The sequence below is a fragment of the Ruegeria sp. YTSA219 genome (assembly GCF_059609985.1).
This window is the reverse complement of the sequence record NZ_JBXWMT010000008.1, coordinates 95,543-112,424: the sequence shown is the minus strand read 5'-3', so window position 1 is coordinate 112,424 and position 16,882 is coordinate 95,543. Positions and strand designations below refer to the sequence as shown.

Sequence of the window (16,882 nt, the reverse complement as noted above, 5' to 3'; positions counted from 1 at the left end):
GGTTCCGTTTCGTTGGTTTTAGGTTATTCACGTTACTCCTAGACAAGGTCTGGTTCGTCAACAAGCTTAATCTTGTCACATCCAGAGCAGGCTTCGGGGTTGATTCAGTGGGTAAATCAGACTGTGGCATCCTTGCACCAATTCTAGGCCAATGCGCGTCAGTTTTTATGCCAAGCTTGCGTGACAGGGGCAAAAAGGGCGAAACGGTTCCCGTGCTGAGACATGTGCCTAAGCACGTGTCGAGTTAAAAAACTTTTGAAACCGAGGGAAACAAGATGAAAAAAGTTCTCTTCGCATCGACCGCACTGATTGCAACCGCAAGTGTTGCAGCGGCCGAAGTTAAGTTCAGCGGCTACGGCCGTTTTGGTATTGGTTATCAGGAGGACCGCACAGCGGCCACCACCACCACCACTACCACCACCACTACTGCAAGTAGTGCAACTGTTCAGAACGTTAACGTGTTCGCGAACGACACTGACGACACAATCCTGGTCTCGCGCTTCCGCCTGAACATCGACGGCACAGCCGAAACCGATGGCGGCGTTGAGTTCTCGGCTCGTGTACGTCTGCAGGCTGACGAAGACTCGTCCACCGGCGAAGCCAATTCGGCTGGCCTGAACGGCGCGCGCTTCTCGGTCATCTACGGTGGTCTGCGTGTTGACGCCGGCAACGTTGCTGGTGCTTTCGACAACTTGGCAAACTACTACGGTAACGAGCCTGGCCTGGAAAACTTCATCGGTCAGTATTCTGCCGTTGACTATGGCTTCCTGGGTTACTCGTCGACCGGTTCGGGTTCGAACGCTGTGTTCTTCCAGTACGCAGTTGGTGACTTCGCCTTTGGTGCGTCGTACGATCAAGCGACCATCTTCCAGGGCGGTGGCAACACCACGAGCGCTGACCGTTGGGACGTAAGCGCGACTTACACCTTCAACAACATCACTGCAGCGCTGGCCTATGGTCAAACTGACGCGGGCGATGCTGGCGACGACCCAAGCCTGCTGGTCTTCACCCTGGGTGCAGAATTCGGCGACTTCTCGGGTACGCTGTTTGTTGCTGACGATAAAACCGAAAACGACCTGACCGACGGCACTGCTTGGGGTGTATCGGGTGCCTACAATGTTGGCGCCGCGACCACTCTGACCTTCGCCTACGGTGACGGTAACGCTGATGCGGACACGCAGCAGTACGGCATCGGCGCCATCTACGACCTGGGTGGCGGTGTATCGCTGCGCGGTGGTGTAGGTGTCAGCGACTGTGACGTCTGCGACGACTCGACCACACGTGCCGACTTTGGTGCACAGTTCAACTTCTAAGTTGTTCTGAGCCGCAAGGTTTAAGGGCAGGTCTTCGGACCTGCCCTTTTCTTTTTGTCCGACATAGTGTTTTTCTTCGCCCATAACTGATCGAGGACCCAAATGTCGCTGCAAGAAATATCTGCCCGGATAACCAAAGCCGAAACTGCCTCGGGGCGGGACGTCGGGGCCGTGAAGCTGATCGCCGTGTCAAAGGTTCAGCCGAATGAGCGTGTAGCGGAAGTGCTTGCTTTAGGGCATCGCTGTTTCGGTGAAAACAGGGTTCAAGAAGCCGTCGGAAAATGGCCGGGATTCAAGCTGCAATATCCGGATGTCGATTTGCACCTGATTGGCCCCCTGCAAACGAACAAAGCCCGCCAGGCGTTGGATCTGTTCAGCACGATCCATTCTGTTGACCGCCCCAAACTGGCCAATACTCTGGCCCGGCTCGCGCAAGAGGTCGGCACTTGCCCGGATCTGTTCATTCAGGTCAATACCGGTGAAGAAGAACAAAAGGCAGGAATCCTACCCGCCGAGGCGGATGCATTTATTGCCGATTGCCGCGGGCTCGACCTTCCGATTCAGGGCCTGATGTGCATTCCGCCTGTCGAGGAAGAGCCATCTCTGCATTTCGCCTTGCTTGCCAAGATAGCTGAACGCAATGGTCTGAAAGGGCTATCCATGGGGATGAGCAGCGATTTCGAGCAGGCCATTGCACTTGGCGCTACCCATGTGCGCGTCGGTTCGGCCATTTTCGGTGAACGAGTTAAGCCTGAGGGATAATCAGCCGCGTGCCTGGCTCGATTCGACGTGCGATCCACCGCAGATGGTCGCGCCGAAAGGCAACGCAGCCTTCTGTAGGAAAACCAGGCCGTCGCCATTGATGCAGGAAAATTGCTGAACCGCGCCCGGCCACCGCATTGGGCCAGTTCCAGTCAGTGATCAGAACCAGATCGTAAAGCGGGTCCGCGCGGCGGAGTTTTTCGTGGCTGAAAGGATAAGGTGCGCTGACCATATGATTGTACTGCGCGTCTTCCACATCATCTGACCAGAGGTCCTGAGGACCGATTGGGATGGCCCAAGGCGACGGTCTTGCGAGCCGGTCGGGCCGGTACAGCATACCAACGATGTTGAGGCAGCCGGTCGGCGTGGCGCCGTCCCCCTCACGCTTGCTGTTGCTTAACCCACCTTTCCCGATCGAACAGGGAAAATACCCGCCGCGAAAACGAACGCCGCGGCGGGTTAGAACCAGATCTGCGGGTGTCACAGCAAATGTCCCGACTTGGCTGCTTTGGTGGCCAGATAGTCGCGGTTATGGGCAGTTTCGCCGACTTTCAGCGGGACGCGCTCGGTGACGGCGATGCCGGTCTTCTCCATCATCGCGATCTTGGCGGGGTTGTTGGTCAACAGCCTTACGGAACTGAAGCCGAGCAATTTCAGGATGTCCGAGCCCAGACGGAAATCGCGCTCGTCATCCTCGAACCCGAGACGGTGATTGGCCTCGACTGTATCGAACCCTTGATCCTGCAGGAAATAGGCGCGCATCTTGTTGGCCAAGCCAATCCCGCGGCCTTCCTGATTCAGATACAGAAGTACTCCTGCCCCTTCAGACCCCATCTGGGCCAGGGCCCCACGCAGTTGTGGCCCGCAATCACATTTCAAGCTGCCCATCAGATCACCGGTGAAGCAGGCCGAATGCAGCCGAGCCAATACCGGTTTGCTGCGGTCGGGGCGGCCGATCTCTATTGCGTAATGTTCCTCGCCGCCATCTTCAGGGCGAAAAACGTGCAGGCGCCCGGCTTCGGATACCTCCATCGGCAGTCGGGCGGCCACGACCTCATTCAAAAGGCTTCGATCCGACAGATGTGGCGCGGCGCGGGTATGGTCAATACATGTCAGGCCATGTGCAGTAGCGAAGGTTCGACCATCTTGAACAGGAACAACGATTGCCGCCGGCAGAAGGTGGGCTGACTTGGTCAAAGCAATGGCAATGCGATGCAGATTGGCGTTGCCCTGACGCTCTGTCATCAGTGGGCCTTTCATAGGCGCGTTCAGATCGTCCGAGGGATCGGCCACCGCCTGCACCCAGGCAACATCGGCATCTGCCGGAACGATCACACGCGCCAGGTCACCGTCATAGGCCCGTGCCTTTAATGTCTCGGCCCGTCGGACAGTCACTGCGACTACAGGATCGCCACCCAGACCTTGCAAGTCGGCAAGCCGCTGTGCGCTCAGCGTTTCCGACGCAATGGCCAATACGCTAAAGCCGGTGTCATCCGTCAGGGCGACCGGCAAGCCCATGCGCAGGTCAGCCCGTGCCCGAGCAAGCAGTTCCGAGATATCCGGGATAAGACTCATCTATTGTTACCCTGTAACGATCAGCCCTTCATGTAGCCTGATCAAAAGGAAATGTGAAACAATTCCTCATCCTGGGACACGAGGGCGTGAAACGGTTGCAGCAAACCTTGTTGATTGCATCTTTCGCGCGCAAGTGGTGGAAAAGGGCTTAGGAGGACCGGATATGGCACAGCTAAAGAAAATCCTGCTAGTGGATGATGATGAGGATCTGCGCGAAGCGTTGAGCGAACAGCTCGTGATGACCGAGGATTTTGATGTATTCGAAGCGTCGGACGGGGCATCAGCCATGGAGCGGGCTCGCGAGGCGATTTACGATCTGGTCATTCTGGATGTTGGCTTGCCCGACACGGATGGGCGCGAGCTGTGCCGCCTGATGCGCAAGCAAGGTGTGAAAAGCCCGATCCTGATGTTGACCGGTCATGACAGTGACGCGGACACCATCCTGGGTTTGGATGCCGGTGCCAATGACTATGTTCCCAAGCCGTTCAAGTTTCCGGTTCTTCTGGCACGTATCCGTGCACAGCTTCGCCAGCATGAACAATCAGAAGACGCGGTATTTGTGCTCGGGCCTTATACTTTCAAGCCGGCGATGAAGATGCTGATCACCGACGAAGACCGCAAGATTCGACTGACCGAGAAGGAAACCAATATCCTCAAGTTCCTGTACCGGTCCGCCGACGGTGTCGTCGCCCGTGACATTCTGCTGCATGAGGTCTGGGGCTATAATGCCGGTGTCACCACACATACGCTGGAAACTCATATCTATCGCCTGCGTCAGAAGATCGAGCCCGATCCATCCAACGCGCGCCTTTTGGTCACAGAATCGGGTGGATATCGCTTGGTATCGTAACTTGATGTGGATTGACTTGGATCAAAGTGATACCCTGTAGACATCTTTAAGTTACTCCCAACCCGTACATGTCCGGGTAATGACATGTACCTCCCTGTTGGACTGCCGGGCCTGATGGCCCGGCCTTTTTTGTTTGTGCTGCAAAATGTTTTGCGGCTCCTAGCGGATTGCGACAAAGTATTTGTTCATGTAATGTTCTATTTCTGGAGTGCAAAATTGGAGGCGAAAGTGATTCATGGAAGTTGCCTGTGTGGCGCCGTAAAATTCCAACTTACCAGTGAACCTTCGGTTATGGGAACATGCCATTGTTCGCGTTGTCGGAAGGCAGGTGCAAGCACTGTTGTCTTCGTCAAGAAAGATGATGTTGTTTGGCTGGACGGTAAGGACCGAGTTGTCACTTACCAACCTGAACCGCCCTATAAATATGGCAGGTGTTTCTGCGATACCTGTGGGACGTCGTTTGGTGAAATTCTGGCTGATGCGGACAGTTTTCCGATTGCGGCCAATGCGCTGGACACTCCGTTTGATCTGAAAGTCCAGTTTCACGAATCCGTATCTGAGAAACCGCATTGGTACGAGATTTGCGATGATGCGCCCCAATCCTCAGGGCATCCGTCCTGATAATTTCTTTTACGATGGTACCTGTGAAAGCACCGCGTTAGGGTGCGCCAACCGCGACAGAGGAATTCCCTATGCCTTTTACTCTTGCCACATGGAACATCAACTCGGTCCGCCTGCGCGAGCCTATCGTGCTGAAATTGTTGCGCGAAGAGGCGCCGGATGTTCTGTGCCTGCAGGAATGCAAGTCTCCGGTGGACAAGATCCCCACCGAAGGGTTTGCCGAACTGGGTTACACTCACATGGTTGCGCGCGGGCAAAAGGGCTACAACGGCGTTGCGATCCTGTCTCGCCTGCCGATGGTCGAGGCGGGCGACATGGATTTCGCAGATCTCGGCCATGCGCGCCATATCGCGGGGCGGCTGGAAAACGGCGTGACGATTCACAATTTCTATGTCCCTGCGGGCGGTGATGTGCCGGATCGTGAGGTGAATGAGAAATTTGGCCAGAAGCTGGATTACCTGACCGATATGCGTGACTGGTTCCACGCGGAAAAGCCGGAAAAATCCATTCTGGTTGGTGATCTGAATATCGCTCCGCGTGAGGATGATGTCTGGTCGCACAAACAGTTGCTCAAGGTCGTTTCGCATACACCGGTCGAGGTCGAGGCTTTGGCCGAAACGCAGGACGCAGGCGGTTGGGTCGATGTCACCCGGCAGGACATCCCCGAAGGGCAGCTTTATAGCTGGTGGTCCTATCGCGCGCGGGATTGGGACGTGGCCGACAAGGGGCGGCGGCTGGATCACGTCTGGGCGACCCCGGATATCTCGAATGCAGGCCATTCCAGCCGCGTTCTGCGCAACGCGCGCGGGTGGGAAAAGCCCAGTGATCACGCCCCGGTCTTTGCGACCTTTGACGTCTGACGTAAAACTCTGCCCTTGGTTTCCGGGTCAAGCGACTGCATATAGAGCGCAAGTTTAATCGAAAGAGTGACAGCCATGGACCTTCTGAACGGCGCAGACACCCCCGCCACCGATCTGATCAAGGACGGGACCGAAGCCACTTTTATGGCGGATGTGGTCGAAGCCTCGCAGGACGTGCCGGTCATCGTTGATTTCTGGGCGCCGTGGTGCGGCCCATGCAAAACGTTGGGCCCGCTGTTGGAAGAGGCTGTGACCGCCGCCAAGGGTGCGGTCAAGATGGTCAAAGTCAATGTGGACGAAGCACAGATGATCGCTTCACAGATGCGCGTTCAGTCTATCCCGACCGTGTATGCCTTTCACAAAGGCCAACCGATCGACGGATTTCAGGGCGCAGTGCCCGGATCCGAGATCAAAGCATTTGTAGATCGCGTGATCGAGGCGACAGGTGGCGAAAGCCCGGGTGGTCAACTGGACGATGCTGTCGAGGCTGCCGAGGAAATGTTGACCGAAGGTGCTGCGGGGGATGCGGCACAGACCTTTGCCGCCATTCTGGGCGAAGATCCGAACCACGCCGCTGCCTATGGCGGGCTGGTACGCGCGCATATCGCCACGGGTGATCTGGAGCAGGCCGAAGCAATTCTGAACGGGGCCCCGGCGGAGATTTCCACATCGCCAGAGCTTGAAGCGGCAAACGCACAGTTGGAACTGGCCAAGCAAGCGGCAGATGCCGGCCCGGTGGCCGAATTGACCGCAGCGGTTGAGGCCGATCCTGACAATCATCAGGCACGGTTCGATCTGGCGCAGGCCCTGCATGCCAATGGCGAGGTTGAAGAGGCGGTGGCGCAGCTGCTGGAAATGTTCCGCCGCGACCGTGAATGGAACGACGGCGCGGCCAAGTCTCAGCTGTTCACGATATTTGATGCGCTCAAACCTAATGATCCGATTGTTCTGAACGGGCGGCGCAAGCTCAGCTCGATGATATTTGCCTAATTCTGGATCAGAGCTACACTCGGGTACATGATGCATCCCGCTGATCTGCCGGAAACGGTATCCGTTTTCCCTTTGCCCGGGGCGCTGTTGCTGCCCCGATCGCGCTTGCCGCTGCATATATTTGAGCCGCGCTATCTGCAGATGCTGGACGACGCTTTGAAAACCCAGGAACGGTTGATCGGGTTGGTTCAACCGAATCCCTGTCAAAGCAACGAAAACAAGCTGCACCAAATTGGCTGCGCGGGGCGGGTGACGCAGTTTTCCGAAACTGAAGACGGCCGCTATCTGATCACTCTGACTGGCATCTCCCGGTTCCGTATTCAGGCCGAGTTGGATGCATTTACCCCATACCGCCGTTGTAACGTGACCTGGCGCGGGTTTGACCGTGATCTTGGCAAGGTCGAGCACGACGAGGGGTTTGATCGCGTGGGGCTTATGAAGCTGTTGGAAAAGTTCTTTTCGTCGCGAAAGTTGTCGGCTGATTGGGATATGTTGAAAGACGCGAATGATGAACTGCTTGTGAATTCGCTGTCGATGTTGCTGGATTTTGATCCGGAAGAAAAACAAGCCTTGCTAGAGGCTCCCTGTTTGCGCACCCGGCGCGAGACTTTGGTGACACTGATTGAATTCGCCATGCGCGGCGGAGCGAATGAGGAAACACTACAATGACCACCGTTGAACACGCTTTTGACCGCCACATGCTTGAGGCGCTAATTTGTCCGAAGACGCATACAACGCTGCATTATGACGCTGAAAAGCAGGAACTGGTGTCAAAAGCGGCGAGTTTGGCCTTTCCTATCCGCAATGGCATTCCTGTCATGTTGGTGGATGAGGCGCGCGAGCTGGACTAGATCGCCCGACCCTGCAGTAGTTTTGGCAGGTCCCCAGTCAGGCCGGCGGCCTCGCGCACGAAACCGCGACGCAGGCCGGGTAGTGACCCGACGACGCCCATCCCGATATCCCGTCCGATCCGTAGTAGAGGATTGTCGTTGGAAAACAGTTTGTTGAACATATCCGTCGCCATCGCCAAAGACGCGGTATCAAACCGTCGCCATTCCTGAAAACGCTCCAAAACCAGTGGCGAACTAATATCTTCCCCGCGCCGTCCGGCCAGGGTCAGCACCTCGGCCAGGGCGCCCACGTCGCGCAGGCCCGCATTCAGGCCCTGGCCTGCAATCGGGTGCATTCCATGGGCTGCGTCTCCGACCAGTGCCATCCGTTCTCCGATGAAAGAGTTGGCGATGGTCAGGTTCAGCGGATAGGTAAACCGATCTCCGGCCAGACGGATTTCGCCCAGGAAATCGCCGAATCTGGGGCGCAGGACCTGCAGATAGTCCTCCTCGGGCAGGGCGTTGATGCGCTTGGCCATTTCTGTTCGCTCGCTCCAGACGATAGAGCTGCGATTGCCGGTCAGAGGCAGAATGGCCAAAGGGCCGGGTGGCATGAAGAACTGATGCGCGATGCCATGATGCGGCAAGTCATGTTCGATGGCGCAGACCAGCGCGGTCTGCCCGTAATCCCATCCTGTGCGTTTGATCCCGGCACGTTCCGCAGTGCCGCTGCGACGCCCATCGCATCCGATCAGCAGCGCACCCTTGACGACCGCGCCATCATCCAATGTCAGGCTGACGCCTGTTCCCGAGGTCTGCTGTGACACTACCGTCTTGCCGCTGATCTGGGTAATGGCCTTTTCCGCGGCCATCGCGTCCAGAAAGGCACGGCGCAGGTGGCGGTCTTCGACCATAAAGCCCATCGGACCTTCTTCGATCTCGGCATGGTCGAAATGCATGAAAAACGGCGACGGGCCAGCGCCTGCATGGCCATCGGTGACCTTGATTTCGAGCATTGGCTGGGCGTGTTTGGCAACCCGTGTCCAAACCCCAATCGCCTCTAGCAGGCGCTGCGAGGCCAGGGCCAACGCATAGGCTCTGCCGTCAAAAGCCGCATTTTTGCGAACCTTTTCGGCCAGCGCGTCAATGACGGTAACTCTGTGCCCTGTTTGTGCCAGTGCCAAAGCCAAAGCGGGGCCATTCAGGCCGCCGCCGACGATCAGGATATCCGAGCTCTGTTCCATGCTGCGCACTATGCGCGCCCATTCGGGATTGTCCATGTGCGGTCCTGTCGCTACCGTCGCTGGGAATGCAGAAATCGAAGGGGGCAGTGATGCAGGATTGGTTGTCGATGACGGCTTGTGATCTGGGTCGGGGCATTGGCATGGGCCAGATTGACCCGGTTGAACTGACAGAGACCTTTCTGACTGCGATAGCAGCCCACCCGCATCGCGACCGAATCTATGCCCGCGTGACCGAAGCGCGCGCCCGAGCCGAGGCTGAGGCGGCGCAGGAGCGGGCCAAGCTGGGATTGCGCCGATCATTGTTGGATGGGGTGCCGATCAGTTGGAAAGACCTGTTCGATACTGCCGGGACTGCCACCGAGGCAGGAACGGCACTGCTGAAAGACCGGGTTCCCAAAACTGATGCAGTCGTGCTGCGAAATGCCAGTGCCATGGGCGCTGTATGTCTTGGCAAAACCCATATGAGCGAGCTGGCTTTCTCGGGTCTGGGCCTGAACCCGATCACCGGAACACCGCCCTGCATCGATGATGAGGATGCGGTTCCCGGCGGTTCATCCTCGGGGGCTGCGGCTTCCGTGGCTTGGGGGTTGGCAGCTTGCGCGATCGGCTCGGATACCGGTGGGTCAGTGCGGATACCGTCAGCCTGGAACAATCTGGTCGGGCTGAAAACCACTGCCGGGCGGGTCAGCCTGGAGGGTACAGTCCCGTTGTGCCTGCGGTTTGATACCGTTGGACCGCTGGCCCGCTCGGTCGAAGATGCGGCCCATATGCTGGCCGTGCTGGAGGGCGGGACGCCAGCTGATTTGCGCGGAGCCAATCTAAAGGGGCGTCGTTTCGCGGATTTGCAGACTGTCGCCAAGGATGATTTGCGCGCAGAGCCGCGTGTCGCTTACGAGGATGCCCTGGATCGGTTGCGTGAGGCCGGTGCAGATATCCTGCCTCTTGAGGTCCCTGAACTAGCCGACGCGATGGGGCTGTCGGGGGTTCTTTACACCACCGAAGCCTATGGCCTGTGGCGCGATGTGATTGAGGCCAACCCAGATGTGATGTATCCCGAAATACTCGAACGGTTCCGTGCCGGACGAAATGCTTCGGGCCCCGATTATGTTGCAGCCTGGTCAAGGCTGAAGGCGTGTCGCGGTGCATGGGACGTGGCCACTGCCGGGTTTGACGCCGTTTTGGCCCCAACTGCACCGATCCTGCCGCCTAATCTTGAACGGCTGATGAGCGATCATGACTATTACGTCACCGAAAACCTGCTGGCTTTGCGGAACACCCGGATCGGCAACCTCATGGGGCTGGCAGCGCTGACCTTGCCGACCGGAAAACCGGGCTGCGGGCTGATGATGATGGGTTATCCGGGGTCCGAAGAGGCGCTTTTGCGGCTTGGTTCCGCGGCCGAGGCCGCATTGGCCTGAATGCCACAATCCCCTGGTTCGGCACCGCTTTGTCTGGACGAAGCCCCGCCCGGACTGTAACCTGCTTGAAAACGGGGCGAAATGATCCCGATATTGAGGCAGTAGTTATGAATTTCCCCGAGCGGTTTTCGAACCTTCCGGAATACGCATTCCCGCGCCTGCGCACCCTGTTGGATCATCACCAACCGGGCGGTGAAGTGATTCACATGACCATTGGCGCGCCGATGCACGCTTTTCCGGCCTGGGTCAGCGACGTGATTGCGGAAAATGCTGCCGGTTTTCAGGGATATCCGCCGAATGAGGGTTCGGCCGAGCTGCGCGGTGCGATCACTGACTGGATTGCACGCCGTTATGGCGTCACGATGGATCCGGACACGCAGGTTATGGCCCTGAACGGGACGCGCGAAGGGCTGTATAACGCCGCCATGGCGCTGTGCCCCGAACAGAAATACGGACAAAAACCGGTCGTTCTGTGCCCGAACCCGTTCTATCAGGTCTATATGGTTGCCTCGATCTCGGTCGGGGCTGATCCGGTTTTTGTCCCGGCCACGGCGGCCACAGATCATCTGCCGGACTATGCGGGATTGCCCGCGGATGTGCTGAACCGCACTGTCGCCGCTTATATCTGCTCACCGGCCAACCCGCAGGGCGCAGTTGCCACGCGTGAATACTGGGTCGAGCTGATCCGGTTGGCTGAAACATATGATTTCCGCATCTTCGCCGATGAATGCTATTCCGAGATTTACCGCGACACAGCGCCTACAGGTGTTCTGACGGTCGCAAAGGAACTGGGCGCTGATCCTGAACGGATCACCCTGTTCAACTCGCTGTCAAAGCGGTCGAACGTGGCCGGGCTGCGGTCTGGCCTGATTGCAGGCGGGCCGGAAACGATCAAGCGGGTCAAGCAGTTACGCAATTATGCAGGCGCGCCATTGCCGCTGCCGTTGCAGGCCGCCGCCGCAAGGCTCTGGGCCGATGAGGCGCATGTGGACGAGAATCGCGCGCTCTATCAGGAAAAATACGCCATCGCAGACCAGGTGTTTGCAGGCATCCAGGGCTATATGCCGCCCGAGGCAGGGTTCTTTCTGTGGCTGCCGGTCGAGAATGGCGAGGAAACCGCATTGAAACTGTGGCAGCAGACCGGAGTTCGGGTGCTGCCGGGTGCATATCTTTCTCAAGGTGATCCGGGGCAAAACCCGGGCGAGCAATTTATCCGGGTCGCTATGGTGGCCCCAAAAACAGAGATGCGGCAGGGGCTGATCACGCTCCGCGACTGCATCTATTCGTGAGGTACGAGGGCAAAATGGCATCATATAACGCGCGCAACCGCGATCCATTGCTGGACAGCACGACTCAGGCCGCCATCGAAAGGCGCAGCAAAGAGTTGATCGGCATCGCCCTGATCCTACTTGGGTTGGCTTCGGCGGCGATGATCTGGTCCTACACACCGGATGACCCGAACTGGATGGTGTCGACGGATGCACCAGTGCAGAACTGGATGGGTCGTGTTGGTGCCTCGATCGCGGCGCCATTGTTCATGATTGTCGGTTGGGGCAGTTGGAGCATCGCGTTGGTTTTGATCGGCTGGGGTGTGCGTTTTGCCGGGCATTTCGGTGAAGATCGTGCCGTCGCGCGCCTGATATTTGCACCGATCTGGATCGCCATTGTCTCGGTCTATGCGGCGACATTAGTGCCGGGTGAGGCTTGGCGCGTAACGCATAGTTTTGGTCTGGGTGGATTGTTTGGGGATACGGTCATGGGGGCCTTCCTGACCTTGTTGCCCATATCCTCGCATTTTATTGTCAAGCTGATGTCTCTGGCGATGGCTATTGGGATGCTGACGCTGGGCGTGTTTGTTCTTGGTTTCACCAAGGATGACGTGCGCAAGGGGTTCCGCGCCTTCCTGCTGGGGCTGGTCATGTCCTATGACATATTGATGAATCTGCTGGGCCGTGGGGCTGCCGCAACAGCGGAGGCTGCGCGCGAACGTCGTGCCCAATGGGACGAACGCAAGTTGGCCCGCGCCGAAGGGGCCGTGTTCGACGACGAGATTGCCTTTGCGGACCCTGTTTTCAACGAGCCACTTCTGGAAGCGCCCGAACCGGTAAAGACCGGCCTTCTGTCGCGCATTCCTGATCTGATCCGCCGCCCGGACCCTATGCCCGAACCCGAGCTGATCGACCGTGAACCTGTCGCGGGTTACGAGGAAATGCCGGGTGAGGACCGTATCCGTTCAAAGATTTCTGCCGCCGTGCGCAACCGTAAGGTTGCAGTCGGAGAGATGGCTCCTGAGCCCGATCCCGACCTGCCGCTGACCAAAGGGCGGGGCCGTGGACCTGATCCGTTGATCCTGAATGCAGGTCATGCCGACGAACTGCCGCCAGAGCCGCCGGTGACATCAACCGGGCTGCCGCCCGAGCCGATGCTGTCAGCGCAGCCTGAAACAGAATGGCAGGAACCGTTGCATCAGGATTTTGCGCCCGAGCCGGATTTCGATGACGAGGCCGTTTTCGAGGATGACGCCGATGAGATGCCGCAAGCCCGCCCGGCGATGAAAATCCCCGTGGCCGAGCCGCGCAAGCCGGTGGTTGCTCAACCCGTGCGCCGCACCCCGCCACCCTCGCGCCGGGCCCAGGCCGAGGCCCAGCCCGCGTTGTCGTTCGAAGAAAAGCACTCCGATTTCGAACTGCCTCCGCTGGGCCTGCTGTCCAACCCCTCCAGCATTCAGCGCCATCACCTGAGCGATGAGGCCCTGGAAGAGAATGCGCGGATGTTGGAAAATGTGCTGGATGACTATGGCGTCAAAGGTGAGATCGTCAGCGTCCGCCCCGGTCCGGTTGTCACCATGTACGAACTTGAGCCGGCTCCGGGTTTGAAAGCCAGCCGTGTTATTGGTCTGTCGGATGACATTGCCCGCTCGATGTCGGCCCTCTCGGCGCGGGTTTCGACCCTGCCGGGCCGCTCGGTCATCGGGATCGAACTGCCCAATGAAAACCGTGAAATGGTGGTGCTGCGCGAAATCCTTTCGAGCCGTGACTTCGGAGACGGCAATCAGGCGCTGCCTTTGGCGCTGGGCAAGGATATTGGCGGTGAATCCGTTGTGGCCAATCTGGCCAAGATGCCCCACCTGCTGATCGCGGGGACCACCGGTTCCGGTAAATCGGTGGCGATCAACACGATGATCCTGTCGTTGCTGTATAAGCTGACGCCGGATGAATGCCGCCTGATCATGATCGACCCCAAGATGCTGGAATTGTCGGTCTATGACGGCATCCCGCATCTGCTCTCACCCGTGGTGACCGACCCGAAGAAGGCGGTTGTCGCCTTGAAATGGGTCGTGGGAGAGATGGAGGATCGCTATCGCAAGATGTCCAAGATGGGCGTGCGTAACATCGCGGGCTATAACGGCCGCGTGAAGGACGCGCTGTCCAAGGGCGAAATGTTCAGCCGCACGGTCCAGACCGGTTTTGACGACGAAACGGGTGAACCGATGTTCGAGACCGAGGAATTCGCACCCGAGTCGATGCCCTATATCGTTGTTATTGTCGACGAGATGGCCGACCTGATGATGGTCGCTGGCAAAGAGATCGAGGCCTGCATCCAACGTCTGGCGCAGATGGCGCGGGCCTCGGGTATCCACCTGATCATGGCCACGCAGCGCCCCTCGGTCGATGTGATTACCGGCACGATCAAGGCGAACTTTCCGACCCGGATTTCCTTCCAGGTGACGTCAAAGATCGATAGCCGCACCATTCTTGGTGAAATGGGCGCCGAACAACTGCTGGGTCAGGGTGACATGCTGTATATGGCGGGTGGCGCGAAGATCACACGTTGCCACGGTCCGTTTGTCTCGGATGAAGAGGTCGAGGAAATCGTCAACCATCTGAAGCAATTCGGCCCGCCGGATTATATGAGCGGTGTGGTCGATGGACCGACCGAGGAAAAGGCTGATAATATCGACGCTGTTCTGGGTTTGAACACCGGGGGCAACACCAATGGCGAAGACGCCCTTTACGATCAGGCCGTGGCGATTGTGATCAAGGATCGCAAATGCTCGACCTCGTATATCCAGCGGAAACTTGCCATTGGCTATAACAAAGCTGCGCGTCTGGTTGAGCAGATGGAGGACGAAGGCATTGTTTCATCGGCGAATCACGTCGGAAAACGCGAAATCCTGGTGCCAGAGCAATAGGATATTTAATAACAAGGGCAGAGCGCTTATCTGGGTCTTATGAAACAGATTGCTTTTGCCCTTGCACTGACACTGGCCACACCCGCCGCCTGGGCTGCGGACAAGTTGCCGCTGTCGCAGATATCGAATTACCTGAATGGTCTGAAAACTGTCGAGACGACATTTACACAGGTCAATGATGATGGCTCACTGAGCACAGGAAAGCTGTGGATCGCACGGCCTGGAAAGATGCGGTTCGAATATGACCCGCCAGACAGCGCCGTTGTGTTGGCACGCGCTGGCACCGTTCAGATTTTCGATCCGAAATCCAATCAACCGCCCGAGCAGTATCCGTTAAAGCGAACACCTCTGTCTCTGGTTCTGGCACGGAATGTCGATCTGGGTCAGGCTAATATGGTGGTTGGGCATGACTTTGACGGAACGGCCACTGTCGTGACAGCACAGGACCCGAAAAACCCTGACTCCGGTCGAATTGAGCTGATGTTCACTGGCGATCCGGTTGAGCTGCGAAAATGGGTGATCCACGATAATGCAGGCGGACAGACAACGGTTCTGCTGGGACAGCTTGATACCGAAAAAAATCTAAGCAGCAGCTTGTTTTCGAACAAGAACAGAAGCGGGTCAGGCAATCGCTGACCCGCTGTTTGTTCAGTAACGACAGCCTGACAGTTGCGCCTGGTACATCCGGGCGCGCGCATCCACATCATTGGCCACGTTCAGCAACCACGTCTTGCTGTAATGGCTGCCGCGGGCATAACCGGTATGGCCTTCATGATAGGCCAGATACTGATTGCGCGTGTCGCTTGGCTGGATGCCATTCCGCTCATAGCTTTTGTTCATGTACCAGCCGATGAAATCCGAAGCGTCGCGGATACGGTCCCGCTTGGCCCGGCGTTTGCCGGTTTCGCGCTGATACTCATCCCATGTCCCGTCCAGCGCCTGGCTGAAGCCATAGGCGCTGCTCTGGCGGCCCATCGGGATCACACCCAGAACATATTGATGCGGTGTGCGCGCATCGTGTTTATAGCGGCTTTCCTGATAGATCGTCGCCATCTGAACGTGAACGGGGATGCCCCATTTCCGTTCGGTGCTTTTGAACGCCTTGATGTATTCCGGCCGTTCACGTGCAATGCTGCATGCATCATTCAGCTTGCTGGGCGGTTGTTTGGAACCACCCCCGCAGGATGCCAAAAGCAGCACCCCGAAGAGTACGATAAGAATTCTGCTCATGTGCCTCGTGCCTTTTTTCTTCATTCTAGCGCAGATTGAGCGATTAGGAAATCACAATCGCTACAGAACAATAGCTAGAATTATAGGCAAAGCGCCGACGGACATCAGGGTTGAGACCATAACCAGCCCGGCAACAGCGTCGGAATCCGCCTCGAACCGTTCGGCCAGCAGGTATGAGGTTACGGCAACCGGCGTACACATCTGCACCACTAGAACGCCGAACGCGACGTTATCCAGATCAAACCCTTTTGCGATTGCCCATGCCAGGGCAAAACACACGATCAGTTTCAACGCCGATAGCCAGACCGCTTGCCCTAGCTTTCTGGTGGTCAGCCGCGCAATCGCAACACCAAGCGTGATCAGCATCATCGGAATCGCCATCTGTCCCAGCAGGTCCAGCGTATTGGTCACGAAGACAGGTGTTTGCCAGCCCTGCCACAGAAACAGCGCCCCCAGCAGAGTAGCCCAAACCATGGGTTCACGTGCTACCTTGCCGAAAGCGCCTTTTCCCGCCACCAGGTAGATCCCGTAAGTAAAGGAAAACAGGGCGGTAACGGCCAGAAATATCACCGCGAAACCCAAGCCTGCCTGCCCAAATGCAAAAATGGCCAGAGGCAGGCCCAGATTCCCCGTGTTGCCGAATATCAGCGGCGCCAGATAGGTGCGCCTTTCCAGCTTGCTGGCCCGGACAAATACGCCAAATGCGACCGCCAGCCCGACATGGCCTGTGATGGCGGCCAAAGTGAACCGGGTCAGCTCTCCGGGCGGGATCTGGGTTTGCATCAGGGCCACGAAAATCAGGCTGGGCACGGCGAGCGTCACCGCAAGGCGGGTCACAAATTGCAGCCTGTATTCAAAGCCAAGTTTGACCCAGGCAAACCCGATCCCCGCCAAGAGGAAGACCGGGGCCACGATTTCGAGTACTGTCAGTAAGAGGTTCACAGACTGTTTCCCATTATTTTAGATCAATGATTGGCATTCCTATGAGGAAACGGGT

At 57.6% G+C, this 16,882-nt stretch carries 17 protein-coding genes; 12 read left to right on the top strand and 5 right to left on the bottom strand.

Annotation, left to right across the window (positions count from 1 at the left end; translation table 11 throughout):
• The first annotated feature begins 275 nt into the window (after window positions 1–275).
• Window positions 276–1,313 (top strand): porin, encoded by a 1,038-nt coding sequence (locus AC2FFB_RS12895; protein WP_281973064.1) that lies wholly within the window; start codon window positions 276–278, stop codon window positions 1,311–1,313.
• 102 nt (window positions 1,314–1,415) lie between these two features.
• A complete protein-coding gene (locus AC2FFB_RS12890; protein WP_496874997.1) occupies window positions 1,416–2,075 on the top strand; it encodes a YggS family pyridoxal phosphate-dependent enzyme in 660 nt (219 codons plus the stop codon).
• Here the strand turns inward: AC2FFB_RS12890 and AC2FFB_RS12885 are convergent.
• On the bottom strand, window positions 2,059–2,559 hold the full coding sequence (locus tag AC2FFB_RS12885; protein ID WP_281995420.1) for a L,D-transpeptidase family protein: 501 nt from the start codon (window positions 2,557–2,559) through the stop codon (window positions 2,059–2,061). The two genes, AC2FFB_RS12890 and AC2FFB_RS12885, sit on opposite strands and share 17 nt — an antisense overlap.
• Window positions 2,556–3,650, bottom strand: a complete 1,095-nt coding sequence (gene ribA, locus AC2FFB_RS12880; protein WP_271949672.1) for a GTP cyclohydrolase II — start codon at window positions 3,648–3,650, stop codon at window positions 2,556–2,558. Before ribA ends, AC2FFB_RS12885 begins: the two co-directional genes overlap by 4 nt.
• A 163-nt stretch (window positions 3,651–3,813) precedes the next feature.
• On the opposite strand from ribA, the gene AC2FFB_RS12875 reads away from it, so the two are divergent.
• The 6 genes from AC2FFB_RS12875 (at window position 3,814) to AC2FFB_RS12850 (ending at window position 7,822) form a co-directional block, all read left to right on the top strand.
• Window positions 3,814–4,500, top strand: a complete 687-nt coding sequence (locus AC2FFB_RS12875) for a response regulator transcription factor (protein WP_142637092.1) — start codon at window positions 3,814–3,816, stop codon at window positions 4,498–4,500.
• Window positions 4,501–4,728: 228 nt separating this feature from the next.
• Entirely contained in the window at window positions 4,729–5,121 is a 393-nt protein-coding gene (locus AC2FFB_RS12870) for a GFA family protein (protein WP_281995419.1), read from the top strand.
• A 71-nt stretch (window positions 5,122–5,192) separates the two neighbouring features.
• Window positions 5,193–5,981, top strand: coding sequence for an exodeoxyribonuclease III (locus AC2FFB_RS12865; RefSeq protein ID WP_142637090.1), 789 nt, complete (start codon window positions 5,193–5,195; stop codon window positions 5,979–5,981).
• Between the two features lie 75 nt (window positions 5,982–6,056).
• Window positions 6,057–6,971 (top strand): thioredoxin, encoded by a 915-nt coding sequence (gene trxA, locus AC2FFB_RS12860; RefSeq protein WP_496874996.1) that lies wholly within the window; start codon window positions 6,057–6,059, stop codon window positions 6,969–6,971.
• 27 nt (window positions 6,972–6,998) lie between these two features.
• Window positions 6,999–7,640 (top strand): LON peptidase substrate-binding domain-containing protein, encoded by a 642-nt coding sequence (locus tag AC2FFB_RS12855; protein WP_496692517.1) that lies wholly within the window; start codon window positions 6,999–7,001, stop codon window positions 7,638–7,640.
• Window positions 7,637–7,822: a Trm112 family protein gene (locus AC2FFB_RS12850; RefSeq protein ID WP_496874995.1), complete on the top strand. Its 186-nt coding sequence runs from the start codon at window positions 7,637–7,639 to the stop codon at window positions 7,820–7,822. The genes AC2FFB_RS12855 and AC2FFB_RS12850 overlap by 4 nt, the downstream gene beginning before the upstream one ends.
• Here the strand turns inward: AC2FFB_RS12850 and AC2FFB_RS12845 are convergent.
• Complete coding sequence (locus AC2FFB_RS12845; RefSeq protein WP_496875025.1) at window positions 7,819–9,045, bottom strand: FAD-dependent monooxygenase; 1,227 nt, start codon at window positions 9,043–9,045, stop codon at window positions 7,819–7,821. The two genes, AC2FFB_RS12850 and AC2FFB_RS12845, sit on opposite strands and share 4 nt — an antisense overlap.
• 89 nt (window positions 9,046–9,134) lie before the next feature.
• Here AC2FFB_RS12845 and AC2FFB_RS12840 point away from each other — a divergent pair, with 89 nt between their 5' ends.
• From AC2FFB_RS12840 to AC2FFB_RS12825, 4 genes are all read left to right on the top strand, one after another.
• Window positions 9,135–10,463, top strand: a complete 1,329-nt coding sequence (locus AC2FFB_RS12840) for an amidase (protein ID WP_496875024.1) — start codon at window positions 9,135–9,137, stop codon at window positions 10,461–10,463.
• A gap of 107 nt (window positions 10,464–10,570) precedes the next feature.
• Window positions 10,571–11,752: an aminotransferase class I/II-fold pyridoxal phosphate-dependent enzyme gene (locus AC2FFB_RS12835; RefSeq protein WP_496694164.1), complete on the top strand. Its 1,182-nt coding sequence runs from the start codon at window positions 10,571–10,573 to the stop codon at window positions 11,750–11,752.
• A gap of 14 nt (window positions 11,753–11,766) precedes the next feature.
• A complete protein-coding gene (locus AC2FFB_RS12830; protein WP_281995414.1) occupies window positions 11,767–14,655 on the top strand; it encodes a DNA translocase FtsK in 2,889 nt (962 codons plus the stop codon).
• A gap of 39 nt (window positions 14,656–14,694) precedes the next feature.
• Window positions 14,695–15,291, top strand: coding sequence for a LolA family protein (locus AC2FFB_RS12825; protein WP_142637078.1), 597 nt, complete (start codon window positions 14,695–14,697; stop codon window positions 15,289–15,291).
• Between the two features lie 12 nt (window positions 15,292–15,303).
• On the opposite strand, the gene AC2FFB_RS12820 is transcribed toward AC2FFB_RS12825, so the two are convergent.
• Both AC2FFB_RS12820 and AC2FFB_RS12815 read right to left on the bottom strand, forming a co-directional pair.
• A complete protein-coding gene (locus tag AC2FFB_RS12820; RefSeq protein WP_142637077.1) occupies window positions 15,304–15,885 on the bottom strand; it encodes a transglycosylase SLT domain-containing protein in 582 nt (193 codons plus the stop codon).
• A gap of 60 nt (window positions 15,886–15,945) precedes the next feature.
• Window positions 15,946–16,827 (bottom strand): AEC family transporter, encoded by an 882-nt coding sequence (locus AC2FFB_RS12815; RefSeq protein ID WP_496713367.1) that lies wholly within the window; start codon window positions 16,825–16,827, stop codon window positions 15,946–15,948.
• Window positions 16,828–16,882 lie beyond the last annotated feature (55 nt).